The organism is Chthonomonas sp. (assembly GCF_035294165.1).
Taxonomy (GTDB): Bacteria; Armatimonadota; Chthonomonadetes; order Chthonomonadales; family Chthonomonadaceae; genus Chthonomonas.
The window spans coordinates 23593-47192 of sequence record NZ_DATGLN010000207.1; the positions used below are offsets into that span (position 1 = coordinate 23593).

The following is a 23600-nucleotide window of genomic DNA, read 5'->3' on the forward strand; positions in this document are numbered from 1 at the left end:
CGCTCTAAGCGGTAAGGGGGGAGCTTCTTTGCCCAACATTAAATCGGTTAAAAAGGATGTTATCAAGTCACGCAAAAACCATTTGAGGAACGTGGCGGCCAAGTCGGCCATGAAAACTTTTATCAAGAAGGCGCGTCTTGCCATAGACAGCGGCGCTGCAGAAGAGGAGATTACGAAGGCCCTGCAGCTTGCCTATAAGGTGATTGATAAAACCGCCGAGCGCGGCATCATCCATAAAAACCAGGCTGCGCGGCGTAAGTCTCGGCTCATGAAGTACTATCATAAACAGTTACAGCAGGCCAGTCAAAGCGCATCTTGATAGGACTGCGCATCGCTTCCGGTAATAGCCCCACTATCGTTTAGAGGTAGTGGGGTTTGTTGTTGATGTGGTTGAAGATGCGAGGGACAGAACGAGAATCTGGAGGTTACGGGCCGGGTCGGCTCCGAAAAGCCCGATATCGAGGACTGCCGCACCTTTATTCGCTGTGTCGCACTCTAAGAGTTGATCCATGGCGGCAGCTAAGTGGTGCCACGACCACTGTTTTGCCAATTCGAATAGCTCTCGAGCTTTCCAGGACACACCGGTTATGGAAGCCTCTTTAGGCAGTTCTGCTGCGACAGCGTCCGGCAGATGCGAAACCTGGTTGGGGGTAATGCGTAGCTCAATCAACAGCTTGGCCTGCCATAACAGGCGGAACTGGCGGGCAAGCAGCGCAAGAAACTTTGCGGCTACGGCCTGCGGTTTCGGCTCGAAGCGATGAAGTTCGGCGAGGAGTTGGAGCGCTAGTTCCGTTTGACGTTTGACGACGGCATCAACCGCGGCGAAGATAACATCTTCTGGGGTATCGGTGGCAAGCGTTTGTACATCGGCTCGGGTGATCACAGGGCGTGTGCCGCTATAGGCGAACAGCTTAGCCAACTCCTGTTCAAGCGCATACAGTTCGTGGCCGGTGGTGGTTAGGAGGAAATCGAGCGCTTCCGGCTCGAAGGATTTGTTTTCCTGCTGTGCCTTTTGTAGGAGCCACTTTTTTACGGCATCAGCCGAAGGCGCTCGGCATGAAACCAAAGCTCCTTTTTCTCCTATAGCCTTATCAAGGCGGGGGGTAAGGACTATCTTGCGTTTGTCCTCATCGCTCTGTGCAGCGACGATGATGGCCAGACAGCAAGAGTCTGGAAGATGGGAGATAGCTTCGGCCAGCCTATCGGCATCATTGGAATGCGCCTTTTCGCGCCAAATCTCCGCTCCATGCACGACAACAAGCCGTCGCCTAGAGCCGAACGGGGCCTGACATGCAGCGGCGAGGATGGCATCGAGGGGGCTGGCGGAGGCGTCTAGGGCCTCATAATCAAACTCGGCAAAAGACGGTTCGATGAGATGGTGTTTTAGTGCGGCGATGGCCTCCTCTTTAAGCTTGTCAGCCGACCCCCAGAAAAGATAGATCGGGAGCACCTGCTTTTGCCAAAGCTGTTGTGGACTGTTGGGGTTGTAAACAATCTCTCTATTCATCTGCTCAGGCGGTGGCTGGTGCCGTTACCCTAGATGCAGAGGCTGTATAGTGGCGCAGTAGGGTGCGTAGTTGAAAGACGTGCTGTTTCATCCGATTCACCTCTTCCGTTGACAGTTCACGAGGGCTGTAGCGCGCCTCAATATAGAGTTGGGTGATGGCCAGCATAAGGGGTTGCCAGTCCCCATCTCCGAGGGTTCGTGTAAGCGCGTGAAGATACTCGTCGGGGGTCATAGCAGAGCCGCGCGGGAGGCCTTTACGGGCGAGGAAATTGCAAAGCTCCAGATAGTGAGCGATGACGTTGCGGTTTGTCGCAAAGCGTTCGGGTGCGAGCAGTGCGGCCCGACGGTGCCGGTGGAGGCGTCGTCCTAGTTCGTTCCACAGCACAAAGAGCAAGAGAGCGATCACGGTGCAAGAGATTAAGGCGGGCAGAGTGCCATGCGCGAAGCACCACGAAAGAAAATCCTTGATGTGGCCCATTAGTCCAGGGGAGGTCGTAACCTCTTGAGCGCCCTCCGTGGCATCGAAGGGAACCCAACCGATTTGAGGGAAGAAAACTTCCGCCCAAATATGCTTATCTTTCTCTCGTACAAGGTAGGTATTATCGCCGCGCACTTCGCCGGTGATGAAGCCAGAAGCCAAACGCGCCGGGATACCTGCATAACGGCATAACATGACCATGGCAGCGCCAAAACTATCGCAATAGCCCTGGCGCGACTTAAAGAGGAAGTAGTCCACCACATCTTGATCGGCAGGTGCCGGCGGAGCATGCAGATTGTATTTGCAATGATTGGCGATATAGGCTCGAATGGCAGAAGCTTTGTCGTAGTTATTGTGAAGCCCTTGGGTGATCTGGTGAGCAAGTTGACGTAAGGCCGGGTCGGTATGCCCATTCACCGCGGTTTGAAGGCAAGTATCTCGGATAATGGAAGGAATATCGTTGATTGAAGAGGATGCCTTACGCAGTATGGACGGATCCTCGGTGGGCACGCGTGAGACGACGGTATAGGTAGTCTGAATGTGCAGCGGATCGGGCGCGCTCAGTTTTTCTGAGAGTTGATCGTAGGCCAGCGTGTTATAGGGTAAGTCCAGTGAGCGAATATTGCCGGCCCCATAGATTTGGAAAATCGTCCCACCCACAACACGCACTTGCTGCTTGATCTCCATGCTATGTTGCATTTGTGTGTCGTCTAATTCCATCGGGCTTTGCGGCAGGACGAAATGATGGGGCGATGTATCCCTAGGCCCCATAGGGCCTGTAATGTCCTCATATTGCTGAATGCGTTGCGTGTCGGACTGTTCTTCAGGAAATAGCTGTTCGGTGGACGATGAGCCAGATGCAGCTTCAAAACCGATACCATCGTAGAAGGTTAAAACCTCTCCGCGCCAGTAGAGTGGACGTGGGGAGGTTACCTCAAAAAGCGGCTGATCGCTGCTTGCAACGGGCCCGCTGGCAACACGGACATGGTTTCTCTCACTAACCTGCACTTGGGTGCTCATTGAGTTCGAAAGCGGTATGTAGCGTTGATAGTAGGGAGATTGTTGGAAAATAGCTCCGAAGAGGGCTTGCCCCATCGCGCGCAAGGGTGTAGCAACGATATTCGAGAGCACCAGGGTACTAAATAGGCAAGCCAGCGCGAGAGCGATCTGCCCGGAATAGAGCGAACGACGCTGTTTTGGAGCCGTGAAGATGCGCGTATGGGTGGTTCGCAGGTAGTTTTCGTGGATCAGGAGGAAAATGGAAGCCGCCACGAAGACAAGAAAGTCTTGGTGGATGACCGGGTCGGGATTTCGAGCGCTCACCAGAGCAAGCATGGTCATGCAAGGCACGCAGGCAAAGAGGACGGTCGAGTCGTTGAGGAGAGTATAACTGTGGAGAATGGATGCCCAGACAAAAAGCTGCAGCAGTCCGAGAATACGATCATCGTTCTGGTCTTGATTAAAAAAGGGGAGGGTGGAAGGATTCACAAAGGTAACAAAAGCGAGGCCTATCATAAGGAGGAGCAGCCCAACGGAAAGCGTTTTGACGCCGCGACGTCGAAGGAAGTAGCTAGAGGTGTAGCCAAATATAGCGAGAAGATAGATAAGCTGTGCTCCGGGGCCATTGTAGGTGTAGTTCACCGCAAACAGGCCGCTAAGCGTGACGGCTAGTCCTGCAAGATAGAGTAGGATACTTGGGCGTTCTTGAACGGTTTCCGACGAAGTTGCCTCAACGGCGCGAGGCGTGGCTTCTGGGTTCATAGAGGTGCTCCTTTATAACAAGCCCTGCTTCTGCTTGATAGCTAAGCAGGAGGGTTTGCGCTTTGGCCGCGGCGAGAGAGGAGAGGAAGTTATGGAAGTTGCCGGTTGTTGGGGGATGACCGGGAAAGGAGGAGACATCAAAGCCGATAACAAAGGCGCGAATGCCGAGTGTTGTGACGATGTCGGAAAGCACTTGTGGGAGGGCAGGGTCTTCCGTTGTGGTAATAAGCACGAGAACAAGGCCCGGCGTAAGCGAGGGATAGATGGTGGAGATAACATCGCTTGGCAAGAGTTCACCGCTAGCCTCTACCCGAGCCAGCTCACCGAGCAAGAGATGGCGGTGGGTCTGGCCTCGATTTCCTCCGGTATCGAGGAAGCCGGCCGGCACGCGTCCATCGGTAATACACAGCCGGCTCCAGGCTCCGGCTTCGAGGGCTTCCGTAAGCAGCGCCGCAGCGACTTTGATCATATACTCCAGTGGGGTCAGAGGTTCGGTGCCTTTATCACAGCCACGATGAGCATCGAGGAGCAAGACCAAACGCGAGGATTGCATCTCCTCGAACTCCACCACATTAAGCTGACCCGTTCGGGCGGTCTGGCGCCAATGAATTCGGCGAAGGGGGTCTCCCGGCACATAGGGCCTGACGCCGGAAAGGTCTACGCTTGTGCCCTGACGAAAAGAGGCCACGATCTGTTGTAGCCCAAACTGTTCGCCGCCGCCTATAACCGTTTGAGGAAGTTGATATGGGGAAGGATAGACGACGAGTTCGCCCTCTGTTGCCACCGACTGCGTAAATGCGAATACGCCGAGCGGATCCATCGCGGAGATATGAAAGCTGTTTGCGTTATAGACGCCACGGCGTAGGCAGCGTACCCGACGAGCAACACGAACGGTGCCCTTTGCGGGCACATTAAAGAGCGGCTCCTCCTCAACGGGTGCAAGCCAGGGCGGAAACTCCTCATAGGTGCTGAGAAAAAAGCGCATGAAACGGGTGTCGTTCGAAACCACATAGACAATATCGATCTCCTCCTCTTCCATGGCAGCAGAAGGCAGTTCTCTTTGAAATGTAAGCCCGCGCAGCATAGCCCAACCTGCAAAGTAGGAGATAGCGGGCAGGGTGATAAGGATGGCAGCCATATAGTAGAGATGCTGGGCCGGCGGGATCACCGTGGCCACAGTAATCAGGCAGAGCGCTCCGAAACCGAGCACAATCCATTTGCTATGCTGCATGCGCTGTACTATCCTTCCTCAACAAGGCGCTCTCTAGTCAACCGGCACGCGAATACGTTGTAGGGCCTCTTCTACGCAACTTTGAGGCGTTGTACCCCGAAGTCGGAATTCCGGTCTTACGATAATACGATGAGCGAGCACGGCCACAGCAAGTGCCTTGATGTCATCCGGTTTCACATAGGTGCGGCCTCTTATGGCCGCTAATGCCTGCCCGGCGTGCATCAGGGACAGGGCACCACGCGTACTAGCTCCCAACACCACTTGTGGCTGATTTCGTGTATAGTTTACAATATCGAGCACATATTCTTGAAGGCTCGCATCCACATGAACCTGACGCACCTGTTTTTGGATAGCGACGATCTCTTCTGCATTGGTGACAGGTTCGATCTGCTCTAAAGGACGGGCATGTTGTTGCTGAGATAGAATACGACGTTCTGCAGCGCGATCGGGGTAACCCATAGCCAGGCGCGCCATAAAGCGATCGAGTTGGGCTTCGGGGAGGGGATAGGTGCCGGCCATTTCGATATTATTCTGGGTGGCGATGACAAAGAATGGAGAGGGGAGGGGAATAGAGTTGCCATCAATGGTAACTTGGCGTTCCTCCATCGATTCGAGGAGTGCGGCCTGAGTTTTAGGGGTTGTCCGATTGATCTCATCGGCGAGCACGATATTGGCGAAGAGCGGGCCGGGGCGCACCTCGAACTCTCCCTGTTTTTGGTTATAGACGGAGGAACCAGTGATGTCGGCAGGGAGGAGATCGGGGGTGAACTGAATGCGTTTAAAGGAGATGCCCAAAGCGCGCGCTAACGCTTTGGCGAGCGTGGTTTTGCCCACACCGGGGATATCTTCGATGAGCAGATGGCCTTCGGCCAGCAGCACTGCAAGCGCCAACTCGACCACTTCGCTTTTGCCGATTATGGCCGTTTCCACGGCATTGGCGATCTGCCGAGCCTTTTGTGCGAGGTCTTCAGGTGTCAAGTCGCAACCCTTTCTGAAGTCTGGTCGTGAGGATAGATTCGATCGGCAAATTACAGAGATTTGCCAGAAATATATACTCCGATACGAATTGCAAAGGCAAGTTTTCTTCTTCAATGAAGGCCGCATGAGGTATAATTTCAAAAGCGCCGCCTTTATCGGCGCTAATCGCTTTTTAGATGATAGATCTCCATGTCAGATCGTGATATTGGGTTTTTGGATCATAATGCGTCGTTAGCAACCAAAGAACGCTGGCCGCTAACGCTGAGGGGGCTGTTGCGTCAAGGGCCACTACCGGCTCCAGAGGATAGTGTGGAGCGGACTTTGCATCTCATGCGAACCTACGGGGTAGAAGCCTTGCCGGTAACGCTTGACGGCCATCTAATGGGCCTGGTTAGGCGCGAGACCCTGTTGCGTTATGTCAAAGAGAGAGGACTAGACGATGAGGTAAAGTGGGCCTCTGTGGGCGACTTTATCGAGCCGGCCGAGGAGACTGTAGCACCGGAGACCCCTCTAGATACGTTACGCAAGCGCTGGCATAGCCGTTTAGACCAAGCCCTACCGGCACTACCGGTAGTAGACCAGACGGGCTACTGTCTTGGCTATATTCATCCCCTCGACCTGTTCTTTCCCGAGCCGATGTTGCGTCCGCAACTTCCGCCTATTGGGGGGATGGCCACGCTGTTTGGGGTCTACCTTACCGATGGTCGAATCCAGGCAGGAGCATCCAATCTGGCTCTTGTGGCAACTGGGGCTTTTATGGGTCTGCTCATTTTGGGAAGCCTGTGGCTTTCGAGTTGGGGATTAGAGCGACTAGCCCTTGTAATCCCGTTCATCCCGCGTTGGGTTTTCAATATGAATGCCGCACTTCAGGAGGCGCATCCGTGGTGGTCGGCTTGTGCGGTGTGTGTGCGTAGCGTGGTGATTTTTCCTTATCTCCTTTTGATGCGATTTTCGGTGTTGGCAGGCTATCATGCAGCAGAGCACCAAACGGTTCACGCCATAGAACGTCAGGAGCCTCTTGTTGTGGCGGTCGTTCGGAGGATGCCTCGAGTGCATCCGCGCTGTGGCACGAATCTGGTGGCGGCGATGGGGATATTTGCCTTTGTGGCGGAGCTTGCCAGTTGCTTCCCTTGGCTTCAGGATGCCGCCATCGTGCTTGCGGGGGTGGTGACGCTCTTCACATGGCGTCGTGTAGGGGCTTTTTTGCAGGCCTGGTTCACCACGCGTCCGGCGAGCGTGCATCAGTTGGAGAAGGGCATTCAAGCCGGGCAAGAACTGATCGAACGTTACTTGCAGAGCTATCCAATGCGGCCGCATATTCTCCGAAAAATATGGTGTATGGGGCTGCTGCAAGCCCTTATCGGAATGGGAATCGTTGCCCTTATTATCTCTTACGTTCCCTTCCTAAGCGCGTTTCTGCGCTAGGAGTTCGTTCGTTTTTTATCTTTTTCGAGGAGTGGCTATTCGGTGATTACGGAAAGGCTGGCAAATATCCTCAAGCAGGCCGTTTTGGCAGCGCGTGAGGCCGGTGAGTTAAACCTAACAACGGACGATTTTACGGTAAAACTCGAAATGCCCCCATCAAAGCAGTTCGGGGACTATTCGAGCAATCTGGCGTTGACTCTGCGTAAATCCACCAACCTGGCAGATAGTCGGGCGATTGCCGAGATCATTCGGCGGCATATTGAGGACCCCGACAAGCTTATTGATCGTGTGGAGGTGGCAGGACCGGGCTTTCTTAACCTGTTTTTGAACCCGGACTGGCTCTATGGCACCTTGGTGCGCATTGAAGAGTTGGGAAAAGACTACGGGCGCTCTCAGGCGCGAGTGGGTCAGAAGATTCTTTTGGAGTTTGTTAGCGCGAACCCAACCGGCCCGATCAGCGTTGTAAACGGCCGTGCGGCGGCGCTAGGCGATGTGCTGGCCAACTTATTTGCGGCAGAGGGGGCCGAGGTGCATCGCGAGTTCTATGTAAACGATGCGCTCAACTCGCTTCAGTTGGAGCTTTTTGCGCGGACGGTGAAGGTTCGCTACTTGCAAGAGCTTGGCTATCCCATCGCTATGCCGGAAGGAGATGTGGAGAGTGAGCCTCAATCTGGGGATGCGAGTAAGCCGATCATTCCCTTCCCTAGTAATGGCTACTTGGGTGAGTATGTGCGCGACATTGCCCGACGTATTGTAGAGGAGATCGGAAACCGGTATGAGACCACGGTAGCTAAGGAGCTGCTTGGAGACGAAGAGACCGCGAGTAGCGAGGCAGAAGAGAGAGATCGGTATTTTCGGGAAGCCACGTTGCGTATTATCCTGGAGTTACAAAGACAGGCGTTAGAGGCGTTTGGGGTTTTCTTCGATCGTTGGTTCTTCGAGAGTAGTCTGTACGAATCGGGAGCGGTGGATGAGGTCATCCGCCTCTTTACCGAGCGTGGATATACCTATCGCAAGGATGGGGCACTTTGGCTGAGGACATCTGCCTTCGGCGATGATGAAGACAGGGTGTTGGTGCGTTCAAATGAAAAGGCCACCTATATCGCAGCGGATGCAGCCTATCATAGAGACAAGTTTGAGCGTGGCTTTACCCATCTCGTAGACATTTTTGGGGCCGATCATCACGGCTATGTCGCGCGTTTGCGGGCTTCTATAGCGGCCCTTGGTTATCCTGTAGACCGGCTATATATTATTCTTACTCAAATGGTTTCGCTTATGCGCGATGGAGAGGCCATTATTGGAGGCAAGCGAAAAGGTGCCATCATCGAACTGAAGGAAGACCTGGTAGATGAGATCGGGCGCGACGCGGCACGCTTCTATTTCCTTCTGAACTCCTACGAGACTCCCGCCACCGTGGATGTGGAGCTGGCCAAGCGTCAATCGAACGAAAACCCCGTGTATTATGTTCAGTATGCGCATGCACGGCTGTGCAGTATTCTCCGGAGAGCAGAAGAGATGGGCATAGCCATATTGCCGGCAGCGCAGGTAGACCGGAATCTGCTGACCCATCCGCGAGAGCTAGACGTTTTACGAAAGCTGGCCGACTATCCTGAGGAGGTGGCAACGGCCTCCGAGCGTTTTGCCCCCCATCGCTTAACGCGCTACGCAATAGATTTGGCAAGCCTGTTGAACCTGTTTTATGAGAACTGTCGGGTCTTGCCTAATTCCCAGGAAGAGCCGGAGCGTTCTCTTGTGCAGGCGCGACTGGCGCTGGTGAATTGCGCTCGGATAGTGCTGAATAACCTGTTGGGCCTATTGGGTGTTTCCGCACCCGAACGAATGGAGCGCGCCGACAACAACGCAGCAGAGGATGGGCGTGAAATTGACGGCTCTTAAGTTTTGTGCTAAACTTTAGGCTCACACGCCGACTTTGCTAGAGGCCGACGCTTTCGCGAGAAGGCAGTAGGGTCTCTATAAACCGTTGAAGAGGACAAAGAGGATATCTCATACGCTATGTATGCGCTCAACTTCTATTCGGAGTACTATGAGGAGGCTTTACGTACCGGTCGTAAAACCGTGACGATCCGTCTTGGAGATAAGACCGATAAGTATAAAGCTGGGATGATCGTTTGGGTGACGATAGGGCCGCGTTTCGGAAAGCGTCAGAAGCTCTTCACTGCCATATTGGATAGGGTTGAGGTCAAGACGATAGATGCTCTCTCGCCAAGAGAGATTCAAAAGGAGAACCCGGAGTTTCGCTCTGTGGATGATGTTGTGGCTCTTCTCAGGCGTATCTATTCAAGCGATATCTCCGTTGAAGACACGGTTACAGTAGTGCACTTTTCGCCGGTAGAAGAGTATCCGCTACCTACTTAAGGAAAGGCTTCTGTGTGGTATCGGGATAGTTATGCACAAACGCCATCTTCTATGCGCACTTGGGTTTCTTTGCCTGCAACTCTCCGGTCTATATGGCCGCGCCCAGGCGGTAAGCTCGGACCGTTTTCGTACAGGAACCTATCGGCCTGCAGCCTCCTCGACGGCGTTTACATGGCAAGTAACGGCAAGTAACGCACTCAATTGGAACAATGTGCCTTACATGCCCGTGGGCATTGCCTTCGCTCCCGCCTCTTTCAAGGAGGACACGTCCTCTGCCTGGCATTCGGATGAGACCTATCTCGATGCGCTCAAAGCACAGGGCATTAGCGATGTGTTGATAACCCCACCAAGCTCTCTTGTAGAGGTGCCTCCATCGGCGTTACAGCGGCTCATAGATGCCATGGAGGCGAGAGGTTTCCATTATGGCATTGAGTTTGGGACGGGGATTGAGCGGCCACTCACCGGTTTTGAAGTGCGCCCGGCCGTGTACCGATTTGATGATCCAAACCGCAATATGGCTTTGTGGCAGGTGAGCCATGCGCAATCGGCAGCCTATTTTGTAGTAGATGCTGCAGCCGATAGCAGGCTTATCGGGGAAGGAATGGCCTCGATCAATGGTGGAGTGGCAAGCATATCGCTGGATGATTTTCATGGAACGGCGCATCCTGTCGCCTTGCTGTTGCCTTTGCTAACGCTCACCCGAGATGCAGACGGAGTGGGCCTGCCGGACGTGTGGGGGGAGTTCGATAGCTATCGTGACCACCTTCTAGGCCTGCTACGACAAATCCATTTTGGGGCAGGCCTGCGTTTTTTTCTTGACCCCCTAGGGCCAACTCTGGGTTTGAGCGATGAAGCCCTTTTTATGGTGCCTAACTCCGAAATGTTTCGGATATCATGGGAAAGCTACCTCTCGCGAAAATACGGCACGCCCGATGCTTTAACGGCAAAATGGCAGCTCTCGAAAAGCTTTTCCTCTCTCCAAGAGATGGCACGTCTGATCCCGTTATGGTCTTTAGGCCGTGGTTTTCCCTACTTCTACGATCCTACAACGGGTGACACCTATCGTGTAACACAGCCTACTCTCTCCACATGGTGGGACGATTTCTCCGACTGGCGTGCTCAAACTCTGCGGTATGCGTTAAAAACCATCGCCGATGAGTTGCAGCGCTATGTGGCCAACGTGCCGGTTGTATATAGTGGTGGATTGCAAAGCCTTTCTTACGTTTCGTTGAACGACTCTTCGCCGCCCGATGGATTGGCTGCAGCTTTTTCACCTGAAGAGCCACCTTCCCTCAATCGCTTGATGGCACCACTCTACAGTTTGGCTTCGCTAAGTCGTCCTCCGCGATGGCTCATCGGAGTGCCTGCTATGCAGGCCTCCGGTAGCTATGCATCCTACACCGATCTGTTGGGACAGCTGGCAAACCTACAAAACCTCGGTTTTAAAGGCTTTTTCGTTACCGGCGTCACACCGGCTCATCTCGACTGGCTTAAGCGGGCAGCACATACGCTAACCGATTCGCCTATTGCCGCTCTGCAGACCCCACGGGTGCTATACTATCCCTTTCAATCGCCTGGCCCTGCGTTTACCGGACAGGTGCCTGGAGACGAATCGGTATTTTGGATACCGGCCCCGGTTCAGGGGACACTCGATGACTGGTGGCCTTCGTTTAGCGGCTACACCATCCATCTTCCTAGCGGATCGGAGACCGTTTTGGTTTCGCTTTTGGGACCTCGTATGGTTCGCCTCCAAGTTCCAGACCCGCGCATAGCACGCGCCTTTACGCCGGATGGTGCCTCCGTTCCCGTTAAAATTGTGGGGAAAGACCTCATCGAAGTTCGCTTTGGGAATATGCCGCTCGTGTTTACCGGTGTGGGGGAAAGCCCAATCCCAACAGAGGCGGCCACCGATGCCGTAACCTTGGTGACGATGCTGGTGCCCCACGCCAGCAAGGCCGATCGGGCACTTGGAGAGTTACAGCGTGATCAGGCAGCGATGCTTCTTCGGCGCAAAGACTATCTAGGTGCCTATACGGCGGTGCGCCCTGCCGTGGAGGGGCTAGCGGCGGCGATTAGTCCTTTTGTTTGGATCGAGGGCGAGAACCCTGCTCTAGATAATTTCACCGAGATTGCGCAGAATGCAGGTGCCTCTGGCGGAGCCTATCTGCGACTTTCAACTCCCGAGGAGCCTTTGCAGATCATCCATGAGTACGCAGCACGATATACTTTTGATGTTAATGCAACCGGCGATTACGATATTTGGCTCGCCGGCACGATTCCGGGGCCGCAAACGTCTCCATTTACTTGGTACATCGATCATCAACCTCCTCAACCTCCGGCCGCAACGACGCCGGCGGGGCCGCGTTATCTTAGTGGGTATTTCGGTTGGATGTATTTAGGTCGCGTGTCCCTATCGCAGGGATCGCACGCGCTCTCGGTCAAGGTTGCCGACCCGGCGCCGGAGACGAAACTCTACACTTTCTCTATTGACGCTCTGCTCGTTACGCCGTCCTCCTTACCGTTTACACCGCGCACTACGATACGCCCTGTGCCCCTGCCAGCCACCGACATACCTAAGTTCTTGAAAACAATAGGAATCCAGGCAAAGTAGGGGCGGGTTTCAAACCCGCCCCTACTCTTTAGGATGAAGCACGATAAGCGTTATGGAGTTGGCCGGATAGGTGGCCTGGAAGCCCGTGTTGGAGACGGTTAGATTGGGTTGACGCTCAATGGCCTGTAGGTTGGCGCCGCTGTAGCGATAGACCTCCGCCGTGCTCTTCGGGTGAAAACCGGTGAGATGAAGCTGGCTGGTGAGGTCGCTAGCGGTTTTGTTGATGATCACCAGCGTTAAGGCGTGATCCTTCAAGCGCTGGGCTCCGTAGATTGCAAGCTCCTCTTGGTTCGCACTAACCGACTGTACCCAGATGTCTCCATAGGCGTTTCCCTTCCCGTCGTAGTTGCGGTAGATACGAAAGGCATAGGCGCCGGGATCGGTTGCCTTGGGGGAACCCCATAGGGTGGCAAGCTCTAGCCCTTCACGTCCGAAGATGCCGAGCACATCCGCCTGCGCCAGCGCTCCGTTGAGGGTGTTGAGGGCGCCGAAATTATATTCGGTGATGGATATTTTGCATCCGGGGAAGAACTGGCTTACCCACTTTTTCATGGAGGGAATAAGCGCAATAGGGCCGAAGTACTTCCCTATCCAGTCTTTTTCGACGTAGGTGGGGTCCCAAAGCGAGCGCGTGGCCCGCAGACGCCAGGCTTGTACTGCGGGGTCGTTGTCGTTATCGGGAAGTCCATCATCTTTGGTGGGATAGTAGTGTTCGTCGAGGTAGTCTAGCAGACGTATACCGGCTTGTTCCGAGGCCTGATGTAGCGCCTGCAGATAGTACTGGACGTTCCAAAGGTTGCCTGGGTTTTTCTCCGGCGATCCGCGATAGGCTGCAAAACCGAAATCGCCAGGGCCGAGAACTTTGGCCGTTGGGTCTACCTCTTTCACGGCTTTCGCGAAGGGGATCGTCCTTTCCACGATCTCGGTATAGGTAGGCTGGTTGGGATGGACGTCGCGGTGGGTGTTCGACCAACCGAACGGCTCGTTGTCCATCTGATAGATTGGTACTCCGCCATGAGCTGCCGTACCAAACTTTTGGACTAGGTGCCGTATCCACGTTTTTTGGAAGTCGGGAGTATTGACGATGTGAATGCGCAGGATTTGGTCGGTAGTTAAGGTAATCAGGCTTCCATCGGGGCGAACGCCATTACCGGCATCGGTCTGTTTGCCGTTGACGATGGGATGCACGTAGGGGTTGACCGCTTGTTGCGGGCCAAAGATGGAGACAGGGAAGGAGCAGTCCCACTGTGAGACCTTATTGATATACTGGATGATAGGGATGGTGATGATGGGGCTGGCTCCTACTGAGAGTGCGTGTTGTACGTATTCATCGGAGGATTGACCCGGCACAGGGTTGTCTTTACCATCCCCTGCCATAAAGAACCAGTCTGCTCCGGCGTTGGAGGCGTCTACTTTCCAATTATAGCGGGTGGTGCTATCGCCACCCCATCGCGTGGCCGGCAACCTGATCTCTTTAGCCAGGCTAGGATCAATACCATATCCGTTGATGCCGTAGATGTGTGGGTTGATGGGGTGACGCTGAAGCACTACATTGACCTGTAAAGCCGGGCCTTGGGAGCGAGAACGAATCTGAAGCGCGAGCGGCGCGAGGAACCCACCGACAGCGCCTGCAAGCAATGTTCGCCGTGAAATCTGGGCGTTTCGTGCCGCGGGACGTTTTCGCGAGGACATGGTTACCTCCAAGGTTTATCTGAATGGATTTGAGACGGGCGTGATAAGGTAAGTAAAGCGCTTTACTTAGAACAACAGATATTCTACCCCACCGGGTTCCAAAAACGGCGGGCCTACTTCGGGCCGTCTGGGTGGTTCCGCTCGAATAAAATACGGAGACCGTCAAGGGTAACAAGTTGGTCAACGATCTCAATCGTTTGGCTTGCGCCGTGGATCAGCTCCGCCAAGCCTCCTGTTGCGATGACGCGGGCATTCTGCCCGATTTCACTGCGTATTCTCTCTACCATGGCATCGGTTTGGCCGGCATAACCGAAGACGAGACCACTTTGAATGGCATGAACGGTATTGGTTCCGACAGCTTTTGGGGGAGCGACAAATTCCACCCGGAAAAGGCGGGAGGCTTGGCGAAAAAGCGCATCCATTGAGATGCCGATGCCGGGCAAGATGGCCCCTCCTAAATAGTCGCCATTAGGTGCAATGGCATCGAATGTGGTGGCCGTTCCGAAGTCTACCACGATAGCGGGGCCACCATAGCGCGCGAAGGCGCCCACCGCATTGCAGAGGCGGTCGGCTCCCACATCGGAGGGTGGCGAGTAGTGGATGGTGATACCGAGTTGGACATGAGGCGTGACGATGAAAGGCTGCACGCCGAAATAGCGTTGTGCCAACTCCACCAAAGTGTCATTCATTGTGGGAACGACACTCGATAGCGCCACATGATCGATATCGCTAAGATGAAGCCCATTGTGTTCGAGCAGCGCTTTGATAAGCAAACCGTGCTCGTCGGCGGTGCGATCGCGATCGGTATGAAGCCGCCAAGGGCCGATGATGGGGTCTTGATGATTCGGATAGACTCCGAAGACGATATTGGTGTTTCCGACATCGAGTGCAAGCAGCATAGCGGCTACTGTCCTGGTGGGGTCAGCGCTATCGTTCGACCGAGGTTGGCTTGCAGGTCGAAGAGTACGAGCACAGGGGTTTGCTTCTGTCTTCCAAGAACGGCAAGCAGGTGCCCTTCTGGTGAGAAGGAGGGCGGGGTTGTCGGAGGTGAGGTAAGCGTGGTAACCTTCTGAACTGTGCTCCCTTTGATATCAGTGAGCCAGACCGTTACTGTATCGGGCGACTTGTGTTGAAGGGTGGTGAAAGCGATATGGGTTAGGTCGGTCGAGAGCACAGCCTGTGTCACGGAATCTACGGCGTTGTGCGGATTAGGATTGACTTGTGGAAGGCGATTGGGAAAATCGAGTTTGCGCAGACTACGTGCGTTGATGATAAGTTCGTAGAGCGAGAAAAGGATATAGTGGGTGTTGGGGCTACGGCGTATCCAAAGCACGCGGCTACCGTCTGGCGAAACCACGAAACCGAGCACATCGCCGGTTTGTGTCAGGTGTGTTGGAATACCGGCGTCTACAAGCCAGAGGTCTCGCTTCGTGCCGTCTCCGCCCGCAAGCAGGACGTTATCGGTTTCTGGCACCCACTGTACAGGCAGGCAGGTGCTGGCCAAGTTATGGAAAGGGAGTACAATGGGCTTTATGCGATAACCTCCCTCTCGGTAGTCTATATGCAGGATGAGTTGGCCGGAATCGTTGCGGCAGACCGCTGCAAGCGTTTTAGAGTCCGGTGCCCAACTCACAGGAGCCTCTAGGCGGCTTTCCAAAGGGATAGTTCTGCCGGTAGGTATGTCCATAAGCACCAGATCGCCGCTACCATTACGATAGGCGAGCGTTTTACCATCTGGAGAGAAGGCAAAAAGAGTGCCAGGCGCGTTATTGGGCAACAAAGGGGTAGGGGTGGGCGCAACGGCTGCAGCAGCCGAAGTAAAGTCCATGCGTAAGGGAGGTGCACCCTCGATGATCAGCTGTTTGGCATCGGGGCTCCAAACCTGCGCGGCCGCAGAGATGGGTGCCAGAGCCAGCGCGCAAAAGGCAACGAAGCGCGAAAGGTTTCGCACGAATCTTTCTCCTTTTTCAGAACGTGAAGGCTACAAAGAATGCCGGTACAAAGAAGAGTACCGGCCTCGAAGTTGACTTTTATTATGTCGTTTTCTCAAATAAGAGTCAAGAATGAGATTGCGCCACCTGTCTCTTGCCGCCGGAGGTATCTAGAAGATCGGATAGAAAGATTTCTGAGGAGCGAGCTTTGGCGTCAAGCTCCTTACGATTACAAAAGAAGTAAGCGAAAGTTTCTGCAAATCCCTCCTCAGGCGAGGTTGCTGCATAGCCGGTGATGAGATGATGTTGGGCTTTTTGTTGCTGCCAAAGTTGGCGGTAAGCCTCGCGCTGGGCATGATTCAGAAGCTGATCCCACACGAAGTGCCCGTATTCGTGGGCGAAGACCTCGATGGCGGCATCTCCGTGGAGTGTATTTAAGAGGCTGATAGTTGCGTCGGCATCTATTCGCTCGCCACCGAACTGATAGCAACCATCTATGCCATCGGAGTTGGCAGGGACTGCACCATAGGCCTCTTTGAAAATCTGTGTGAGCTGCTGATGCGAGACCTCTTGCACGATGATGATCTTGTCGGTTTTCCAAACGGCAGGCAATTGGTTGTAGAAGGCCTGCCATTCCGCGGCATGAGGGGCATCATCATAGAAGCGGAGTTCGGCCGGGGCCGGTGTGGTTCGTGTTAATCCGGCCAACAGGGTGGCAATAAAAAGAGTTCCGATAGAGAAGCGCATTATTCGGTTTTGTGATGTCATTGTCGTATCCTTCAACGTCATCGAAATGAGCGTGCTTACCCAGCAAATAGCACCGTCGGCAATGGAGGTTGTGTCTATTTTCGGTCATGGGGGCACTTTGCTTAAGGGCAGGCTGGGTATGGACGGTGGGAAGGAAAAGGGGCAGCCGATGGCTAATTTTTATTCGCAGTGTGTAGAAATGTTGCCTTTAAGAGAATACTTTCGGGTATTCTCTATCAAACGACCGCTTGCATAGGGCGAGGTCGCCCACAAACTTTATCACGGAGTCGCCGAGATGGATCGTGGGTTTTACCGGTTTGCCAAGTTCGTAGGCGCATTGACAATCTTGCTTTTAGGAGGAGTATTCATGCAGAGCAATGTAAAAGGGGAGGAATGGCACGCGGCTACAGGCCCTCTGAAAACGCGGTGGACCGACTCGGTGTCGCCAACAAACGATCATCCAGAGTATCCACGACCGCAAATGGAGAGAAGTGTTTGGCAGAATCTCAATGGGCTTTGGGAGTATGCCATTACCCCGAAGGATGCTTCCTGGTCGGGAACGGCCGATGGTCACATTTTGGTGCCTTTCCCTGTGGAGTCGGCGCTTTCGGGAGTGATGCGCTCGGTCTCGCCGGATGAGCGTGTGTGGTATCACCGCGTTTTCGAGGTGCCATCGAGCTGGCATCGGAAGCGTGTGTTGCTGCATTTTGGGGCTGTGGATTGGGAGACGAACGTATGGGTAAACGGGAAAAAGATCGGTACCCACCGAGGGGGCTACGATCCGTTTACGTTCGACATCACGGAGGCGCTAAAGTCAGGCGGGCCACAAGACCTGCTGGTTTCGGTTTACGATCCGACGGACGGTGAAGAGGGTGGACTGCAACCGCATGGGAAGCAGACACTGCACCCCGGCGGTATTATGTACACACCGACCACAGGGATTTGGCAAACCGTTTGGCTTGAACCGGTACCCCATACCTATATTTCCGATCTCAAGATCGTCCCCGATATAGACCACTCTCAACTACACCTAACGGTGTTCGTTAACGGCCCTACAACCGGCTATGAGGTTGAAGCGCAGGCAACGGAGCAGAACAGTGTGGTGGCACGGGGTTCAGGAGCGCCAAATGCGGAGCTAACGCTTACTATTCCCAATGAAAAATTATGGTCACCTGACGACCCGTTTCTTTATGGACTAACGGTAACGCTTCGCAACTCCGACGGCGCCGTGGACAGGGTGAAGAGTTACTTTGGGATGCGCAAGATCTCGATAGGGCCGGATGAAAAAGGCATTACGCGCATCCTGCTGAATAACAGGCCGATTTTTCAGATCGGTCTGTTAGACCAAGGGTTTTGGCCCGATGGGCTATACACGGCGCCGAGTGAGGCTGCTATGCGCTACGATTTAGAGACGATCAAGCGGCTTGGTTTTAACCTTTTGCGCAAGCATGTGAAGGTCGAGCCGGACGTCTGGTATTCTCTCTGCGACCGTCTGGGCATCTTGGTGTGGCAAGACATGCCCAGTGCTGGCCGCCCGGCGAATTTAGACCCAGAGATTTTGGCACGGCGCGACCGGCAGTTCGAACACGAACTCAGCGCGATGATCCAGACACACTGGAACCATCCTTGCATCATCATGTGGGTGCCGTTTAACGAGGGATGGGGGCAGTTTGATACGGCTCGCATTGTCTCCATGATAAAAGAGCTAGACCCCTCTCGTCTGGTAGATAATGCGAGTGGATGGACGGATGAGAGGGTTGGCGATGTAATTGACATGCACAACTATCCGGGGCCGGGTAGTCCTAAGCCGGAGCCGAATCGCGCCGCTGTGCTTGGGGAGTTTGGCGGGCTTGGTTTTGCGGTGAAGGGGCACACGTGGTCGCAGAAATCTTGGGGCTATCAGGGACTGCCAAATCGCGAGATGCTCACGTTGCGTTACGCTCAACTGCTGCAAAAGGTATGGCAGTTACGCGACAATCCGGGGTTGTGTGCGGCGGTTTATACCCAGTTAAGCGATGTGGAGACGGAGTGCAACGGGATTATGACCTACGACCGCGCCGAGATCAAGATGAACCCGAAGATCATGACGGAGGTAAACCAGGGCAAATTCGATAATGTCCCTCCCTTACCCGAGCCTGCCGTGCTGACGAAGACCATTCTTTGGAGATATACTACTCAGAGACCTGGAGAGGGGTGGTTCAAACCTGGCTTCGACGATTCGGGATGGAAAGAGGGGGCGGCAGGGTTCGGCACGCAGGGCACGCCGGGAGCTATCGTTCATACCGAATGGAACACGGACGACATCTGGTTGCGGCGCACGGTAGACCTGAAGGCCGATCTTTTGAAACATCCTCTATTGCTGCTGCATCACGATGAGGATGTACAGGTCTACATCAATGGTGTCCTCGCGTTTGAGGAACCTGGCTTTCTCACAGAGTATGAGGTCGTTCCGATACGACCGGAGGCTCTCAAAACCCTGCATCCCGGGCCAAACCTATTGGCAGTACACTGCCACCAGACGACGGGAGGTCAGTATGTGGATGTGGAGTTTGTTGGAGAGGGGGGTGGAGTTGAGCAGACGGTGCATTCCAGGTAGCGTGCTTGGCGCCATCGGCATTTTGTACCTGATTGTAGGCTTGGGAGGGGAAGCGGCAGCAAGCGGGGAGAAGGTGCTGCCGCACTCCTTCTGGCCGGGAGTCGTTCAGCCGTTTGATATGCGCGACGTTCGACTGCTGCCAAGCCCGTTTCTTACGGCTCGTGAAGCGGATGCGCACTATCTACTTTCCCTTGATCCTGACCGGCTGCTCTATAACTTTCGCGTTAATGCAGGATTGCCGCATCCGGGGCGACCATTAGGCGGTTGGGAGGCACCCGATTGTGAAGTACGAGGCCACTTTGTGGGACACTACCTTTCTGCCTGTTCCTTGCTCTACAGAGCTACAGGAGATGAGGCGTTCAGACAGCGTGTAGATTACCTGGTGGCGGAGTTGGCAAAATGTCAGAAGGCGTTAGGGGGCGAGTATCTTTCCGCTTTTCCTACCTCGTTTTTCGACAGGTTAGAGGCCGGTAAACCCGTTTGGGCGCCCTACTACACCATTCATAAGATCATGGCCGGCCTTGTGGATGCTTATACGCTTTGCGGCAATAAGCAGGCTTTGCGGATAGCAGAACGCATGGCGGCCTACTTTAAACAGCGCACCGACCGGCTCGCACCTTGGCAGATGGATCGTGTTTTGCAGGTGGAGTTTGGCGGAATGCCTGCCGTGCTCTACCGGCTCTATACGTTGACCCACAATCCAAACGATCTCGTTTTGGCCCATCGTTTCGATCAGGCCTCTTTCTTAGGGCCTCTAGCCCTTCACCACGATGACCTCACCGGTATCCACGCAAATACGCATATTCCGAAGATATTGGGGGCGGCAAGGCGCTATGAGCTGTTCAGAGACCCGACTTACCGCTCTATCGTAAGCTACTTTTGGAATCTGGTGACGCAAACACGCTCTTATGCAACCGGTGGAAGCAATGCAGGAGAGTTTTGGGGCCCGCCCGACCGATTGGCAAATACTCTTGTCGCCAATAATCAGGAGACGTGTACAACCTACAACATGCTGAAGGTCACTCGTACCCTATTCACCTGGACGGCAGATGAGAAGTACGCGGATTTTTATGAGCGAGCCCTCTACAATGGTATCCTTGAGGCGCAAGACCCCCAAACCGGCATGATGATCTACTACACACCGCTCGCTGCCGGTAATGCAAAACAGTGGGGAACCCCTACCCATTCGTTTTGGTGTTGTTACGGCACGGGTGTCGAATCGTTTGCGAAGCTGAACGATAGTATCTATTTTCACAGCTCAGATGGTCTTTATGTTAATTTGTTCATTCCGTCAGAGCTAGATTGGCAGCAGAAGGGCCTGCGCCTCATTCAAGAGACGGACTTTCCAGAATCGGATACCACCAAGCTGCTGTTTCGCGTGCGCAGACCTACAAGACTGACACTCACCCTTCGGGTTCCGGCGTGGACGACAGCAGATTATCGGGTATGGGTAGACGGAAAACCGTTAATGTTTGCGGTAAAACCTGGTTCTTATCTTCCCATAGAGCGGTTGTGGCGCGACGGCGATACGGTTGAGGTGAAGATGCCCATGACACTCCACACCGTGTCTATGCCGGACGATAAGAATATGGTGGCCTTTATGGTGGGGCCGATCGTTTTGGCCGGCATTATCACGCCAGAGGTGCGAGAGACTTACCTGTTAGATGAGCATGGTCTGCCTCTAACGGCCGGTTATATCCCCATCAACAACCTTGCCGCGCCCGCCATGTTACAGCCCGTTGCGGGCCAGCCCCTAGTCTACAAAAGCATTGGGACCGATCCTGCTATCACCTTCATTCCGCTCTACAGGGTGATCCATCAGGCCTATGGGGTCTATTGGAGATTGATAGACAAGGCCAGCCCGCAATACGCTCGCTTTAAAGCGGCCCTGGCGGAGCGGGCACAGCGGGAGGCACTGGTTGTAGATAGAGTTCAGCCCGGTGATATAAACTCGGAGCAGGCGCATCATGTGCAAGCTCACGACAGCAATACCGGTGTTTTCAACGGAGGGCAGTGGCGTGATGCTACCGGCTCTTTTTCCTGGCAATTGAAAGTGTTGCCCCACCAGCCCATGGTGCTTACGTGCATGTATTGGGGAGATGAGGGGGGCGAGCGTGTTTTTGATATTCTTGTAGATGGGCAAAAGTTGGCGACTCAGACCTTACTTCACAATCACCCAGGCGCTTTCTTTGAAGTAGATTATCCCATCCCGTTCGACCTGACACGTGGAAAACAGGGCATCACGGTCACTTTTCAAGCTCATCCCAATGCGATCGCTGGTGGTGTTTTCCGATGTGAGATTCGGCGCCAAGTATCTCCCTCGCAGTCGGTGCTAAGAGAAAGGTAGGTGGTGGCTCTCTTATGAAGATAAGCGATATTGAGGTCTATCTGGCATGTCCGGGTAGAAACTATCTATTTATCAAAGTATTGACGGACACTTCGGGGCTGTGGGGTGTTGGTGAGGGCACACTCAATGGGAGTGAGCCGATTGTGGCTTCTACCATCCAACATATTACTCCATTACTTATTGGACGAGACCCTCAGCGCATTGAGGACATTTGGCATCTGATCTATCGGCAGGGATATTGGCGTGGCGGCCCTATCTTCATGGCAGCGCTGGCTGCGATAGACCTAGCGCTTTGGGACATAAAGGGTAAAATCGCCAACTTACCGGTTTATCAGCTTCTTGGCGGGCGGGCACGGGATGGGGTGATGTGTTATAGCCATGCGGGTGGTCGGGATGAAAAGGAGTGTGAAGATAACGCTCGCAAGCTTATAGAGCAGGGATTTCGCGCGGTTCGATGTCAGGTAGGCCCATACGGTGGGGCAGGAGTTATTGGAGAGCTGCCCCCGTTGCATCCGGAGGCTCCGTCAACGAGCCTCTACGAGCCAACGCCCTACTTGCTGCAAGTGCCCAAGCTGTTCGCCCACTTGCGAAGCAAACTCGGCATGGAGATAGAACTGCTGCACGATGTGCACGAACAACTTGACCCTATTCAGGCAGCACGGCTCGCCAAGGAGTTAGAGCCATATCGCCTATTCTATCTTGAAGACCCGCTTATGCCGGAGCATCGGGAGAGCTGGCCGCTCGTGCGTGCTGCCTCGACGACTCCCTTAGCCATCGGAGAGATATTTACGTCGCGTTGGGACTGTCTACCGGTTTTTATGAATCGGTGGGTAGATTACATTCGCATTAAGCCCCTGCACGTAGGTGGCTTGACGGAAGCGCGAAAGATCATGGTGCTGGCAGAGCCTTTCAATGTGCGAAGTGCTTTTCACGGGGCAGCGGATATTGGGCCTGTGGCGCAGGCGGCTTCTGTGGCGTTGCAGATAGCGATCCCGAATTTTGGTATTCAGGAGTGGACACGGTTTCCGGAGCCGGTCTATGATGTTATAGAGGGGATACCGGAGATGCGACAAGGCTTTCTTTACCCCAACGAGCGCCCCGGTTTAGGGATTGAGATAGATACCGCGAAGCTACAAAAATATCCCTATAAGCGGGCCTTCATGCCCATCGTACGTCGCGCTGACGGCACGATGCATGTTTACTGAAACGAGCGGCCGGATGGCCGCTCATACCTATCCCACAGGGTTGCCATAAGAAGGATGTAAGGGTAGGCCTTGTGCCTACCCTTTTAAGCCCTGCGTCCTATTGGGGCACGGTTTGACCAACGGTAGTCGCCCAGCATCTGTAGCCGAAGGCATGATATTCCATGCCTTCGGGTCGTTTAGAAGCTATTCTTGATAGTGAATAAGGCTGATGATAGGGTAGTTTTCGAGCGCTTTTCGCCCCTCAAGAAAGTCTAGCTCGATGAGGAAGCAAAGGCCTGCTACCTGCCCGCTGGCTCGTTCCACAAGCCGAGCGGCTGCGGCTGCTGTGCCTCCGGTCGCGAGTACGTCGTCCACAATAAGCACTCTTTGGCCCGGTTTGATGGAGTCGGTATGAATCTCCACTGTATTTGTGCCGTATTCGAGGGCGTACTCTTCTACGAGCCGATTGTAGGGCAGTTTTCCGAGTTTGCGCAGCGGCACAAAGCCCACCTCCAACTCGAGCGCCAGCGGGGCACCAAAGATGAACCCTCGCGCCTCAATGCCCACCACCACGTCCACCTTTAGCGGTCGACTCTGTTCGGTCATCTTATCTATGACCTGCTTGAGGGCGTCATAGTCTTGCAAAACCGGTGTAATATCCTTAAAAAGGATGCCCGGTTTTGGAAAGTCCGGCACGTCACGCACAAGAGCTTCAGCCAAAAGTTTTTCCATAGAG

General features: G+C 54.2%; 17 protein-coding genes. 8 read left to right on the plus strand and 9 right to left on the minus strand.

Annotated elements, in window-relative coordinates:
• Positions 1 to 28: 28 nt before the first annotated feature.
• Positions 29 to 319 (plus strand): 30S ribosomal protein S20, encoded by a 291-nt coding sequence (gene rpsT / locus VKV29_RS11290; protein ID WP_324201410.1) that lies wholly within the window; start codon positions 29 to 31, stop codon positions 317 to 319.
• 33 nt (positions 320 to 352) lie between these two features.
• Here the strand turns inward: rpsT and holA are convergent, their stop codons facing one another.
• From holA to VKV29_RS11310, 4 genes are read right to left on the minus strand one after another with little or no spacing between them, the layout of a single operon-like run.
• Positions 353 to 1507: a DNA polymerase III subunit delta gene (gene holA, locus VKV29_RS11295; RefSeq protein ID WP_324201411.1), complete on the minus strand. Its 1155-nt coding sequence runs from the start codon at positions 1505 to 1507 to the stop codon at positions 353 to 355.
• Positions 1508 to 1511: 4 nt separating this feature from the next.
• On the minus strand, positions 1512 to 3746 hold the full coding sequence (locus VKV29_RS11300) for a transglutaminase TgpA family protein (RefSeq protein ID WP_324201412.1): 2235 nt from the start codon (positions 3744 to 3746) through the stop codon (positions 1512 to 1514).
• Positions 3715 to 4977: a DUF58 domain-containing protein gene (locus VKV29_RS11305; RefSeq protein WP_324201413.1), complete on the minus strand. Its 1263-nt coding sequence runs from the start codon at positions 4975 to 4977 to the stop codon at positions 3715 to 3717. The genes VKV29_RS11300 and VKV29_RS11305 overlap by 32 nt, the downstream gene beginning before the upstream one ends.
• 33 nt (positions 4978 to 5010) lie before the next feature.
• On the minus strand, positions 5011 to 5955 hold the full coding sequence (locus VKV29_RS11310) for a MoxR family ATPase (RefSeq protein ID WP_324201414.1): 945 nt from the start codon (positions 5953 to 5955) through the stop codon (positions 5011 to 5013).
• 189 nt (positions 5956 to 6144) lie between these two features.
• On the opposite strand from VKV29_RS11310, the gene VKV29_RS11315 reads away from it, so the two are divergent.
• The 4 genes from VKV29_RS11315 to VKV29_RS11330 all read left to right on the plus strand — a co-directional run bounded on the left by VKV29_RS11315 (position 6145) and on the right by VKV29_RS11330 (position 12367).
• Positions 6145 to 7380, plus strand: a complete 1236-nt coding sequence (locus VKV29_RS11315; protein ID WP_324201415.1) for a DUF1385 domain-containing protein — start codon at positions 6145 to 6147, stop codon at positions 7378 to 7380.
• A gap of 42 nt (positions 7381 to 7422) precedes the next feature.
• The gene (gene argS, locus VKV29_RS11320) at positions 7423 to 9276 is read left to right on the plus strand and encodes an arginine--tRNA ligase (protein WP_324201416.1); all 1854 of its coding nucleotides are present in this window, start codon (positions 7423 to 7425) and stop codon (positions 9274 to 9276) included.
• A gap of 117 nt (positions 9277 to 9393) precedes the next feature.
• A complete protein-coding gene (locus VKV29_RS11325; protein WP_324201417.1) occupies positions 9394 to 9756 on the plus strand; it encodes an ASCH domain-containing protein in 363 nt (120 codons plus the stop codon).
• A gap of 31 nt (positions 9757 to 9787) precedes the next feature.
• On the plus strand, positions 9788 to 12367 hold the full coding sequence (locus VKV29_RS11330) for a hypothetical protein (RefSeq protein ID WP_324201418.1): 2580 nt from the start codon (positions 9788 to 9790) through the stop codon (positions 12365 to 12367).
• Positions 12368 to 12388: 21 nt separating this feature from the next.
• Here VKV29_RS11330 and VKV29_RS11335 read toward each other — a convergent pair whose 3' ends face one another.
• The 4 genes from VKV29_RS11335 to VKV29_RS11350 form a co-directional block, all read right to left on the minus strand.
• Positions 12389 to 14059, minus strand: a complete 1671-nt coding sequence (locus VKV29_RS11335) for a glycoside hydrolase family 44 protein (RefSeq protein ID WP_324201419.1) — start codon at positions 14057 to 14059, stop codon at positions 12389 to 12391.
• Positions 14060 to 14172: 113 nt separating this feature from the next.
• Positions 14173 to 14958: a type III pantothenate kinase gene (locus tag VKV29_RS11340; protein ID WP_324201420.1), complete on the minus strand. Its 786-nt coding sequence runs from the start codon at positions 14956 to 14958 to the stop codon at positions 14173 to 14175.
• Positions 14959 to 14963: 5 nt separating this feature from the next.
• Positions 14964 to 16010 (minus strand): WD40 repeat domain-containing protein, encoded by a 1047-nt coding sequence (locus VKV29_RS11345; RefSeq protein WP_324201421.1) that lies wholly within the window; start codon positions 16008 to 16010, stop codon positions 14964 to 14966.
• Between the two features lie 106 nt (positions 16011 to 16116).
• A complete protein-coding gene (locus VKV29_RS11350; RefSeq protein ID WP_324201422.1) occupies positions 16117 to 16758 on the minus strand; it encodes an anthrax toxin lethal factor-related metalloendopeptidase in 642 nt (213 codons plus the stop codon).
• 346 nt (positions 16759 to 17104) lie between these two features.
• On the opposite strand from VKV29_RS11350, the gene VKV29_RS11355 reads away from it, so the two are divergent.
• Genes VKV29_RS11355 through VKV29_RS11365 form a run of 3 tightly spaced genes read left to right on the plus strand, consistent with a single transcriptional unit; the run spans position 17105 to position 22885 of the window.
• On the plus strand, positions 17105 to 19333 hold the full coding sequence (locus VKV29_RS11355; RefSeq protein WP_324201423.1) for a glycoside hydrolase family 2 protein: 2229 nt from the start codon (positions 17105 to 17107) through the stop codon (positions 19331 to 19333).
• Positions 19272 to 21680 carry a glycoside hydrolase family 127 protein gene (locus VKV29_RS11360; RefSeq protein ID WP_324201424.1) on the plus strand — a complete coding sequence of 803 codons (2409 nt, stop codon included), beginning with the start codon at positions 19272 to 19274 and terminating at the stop codon, positions 21678 to 21680. The genes VKV29_RS11355 and VKV29_RS11360 overlap by 62 nt, the downstream gene beginning before the upstream one ends.
• Before the next feature lie 14 nt (positions 21681 to 21694).
• Positions 21695 to 22885 (plus strand): D-galactonate dehydratase family protein, encoded by a 1191-nt coding sequence (locus VKV29_RS11365; RefSeq protein ID WP_324201425.1) that lies wholly within the window; start codon positions 21695 to 21697, stop codon positions 22883 to 22885.
• Positions 22886 to 23068: 183 nt separating this feature from the next.
• Here the strand turns inward: VKV29_RS11365 and VKV29_RS11370 are convergent, their stop codons facing one another.
• Complete coding sequence (locus VKV29_RS11370; protein WP_324201426.1) at positions 23069 to 23584, minus strand: adenine phosphoribosyltransferase; 516 nt, start codon at positions 23582 to 23584, stop codon at positions 23069 to 23071.
• Positions 23585 to 23600 lie beyond the last annotated feature (16 nt).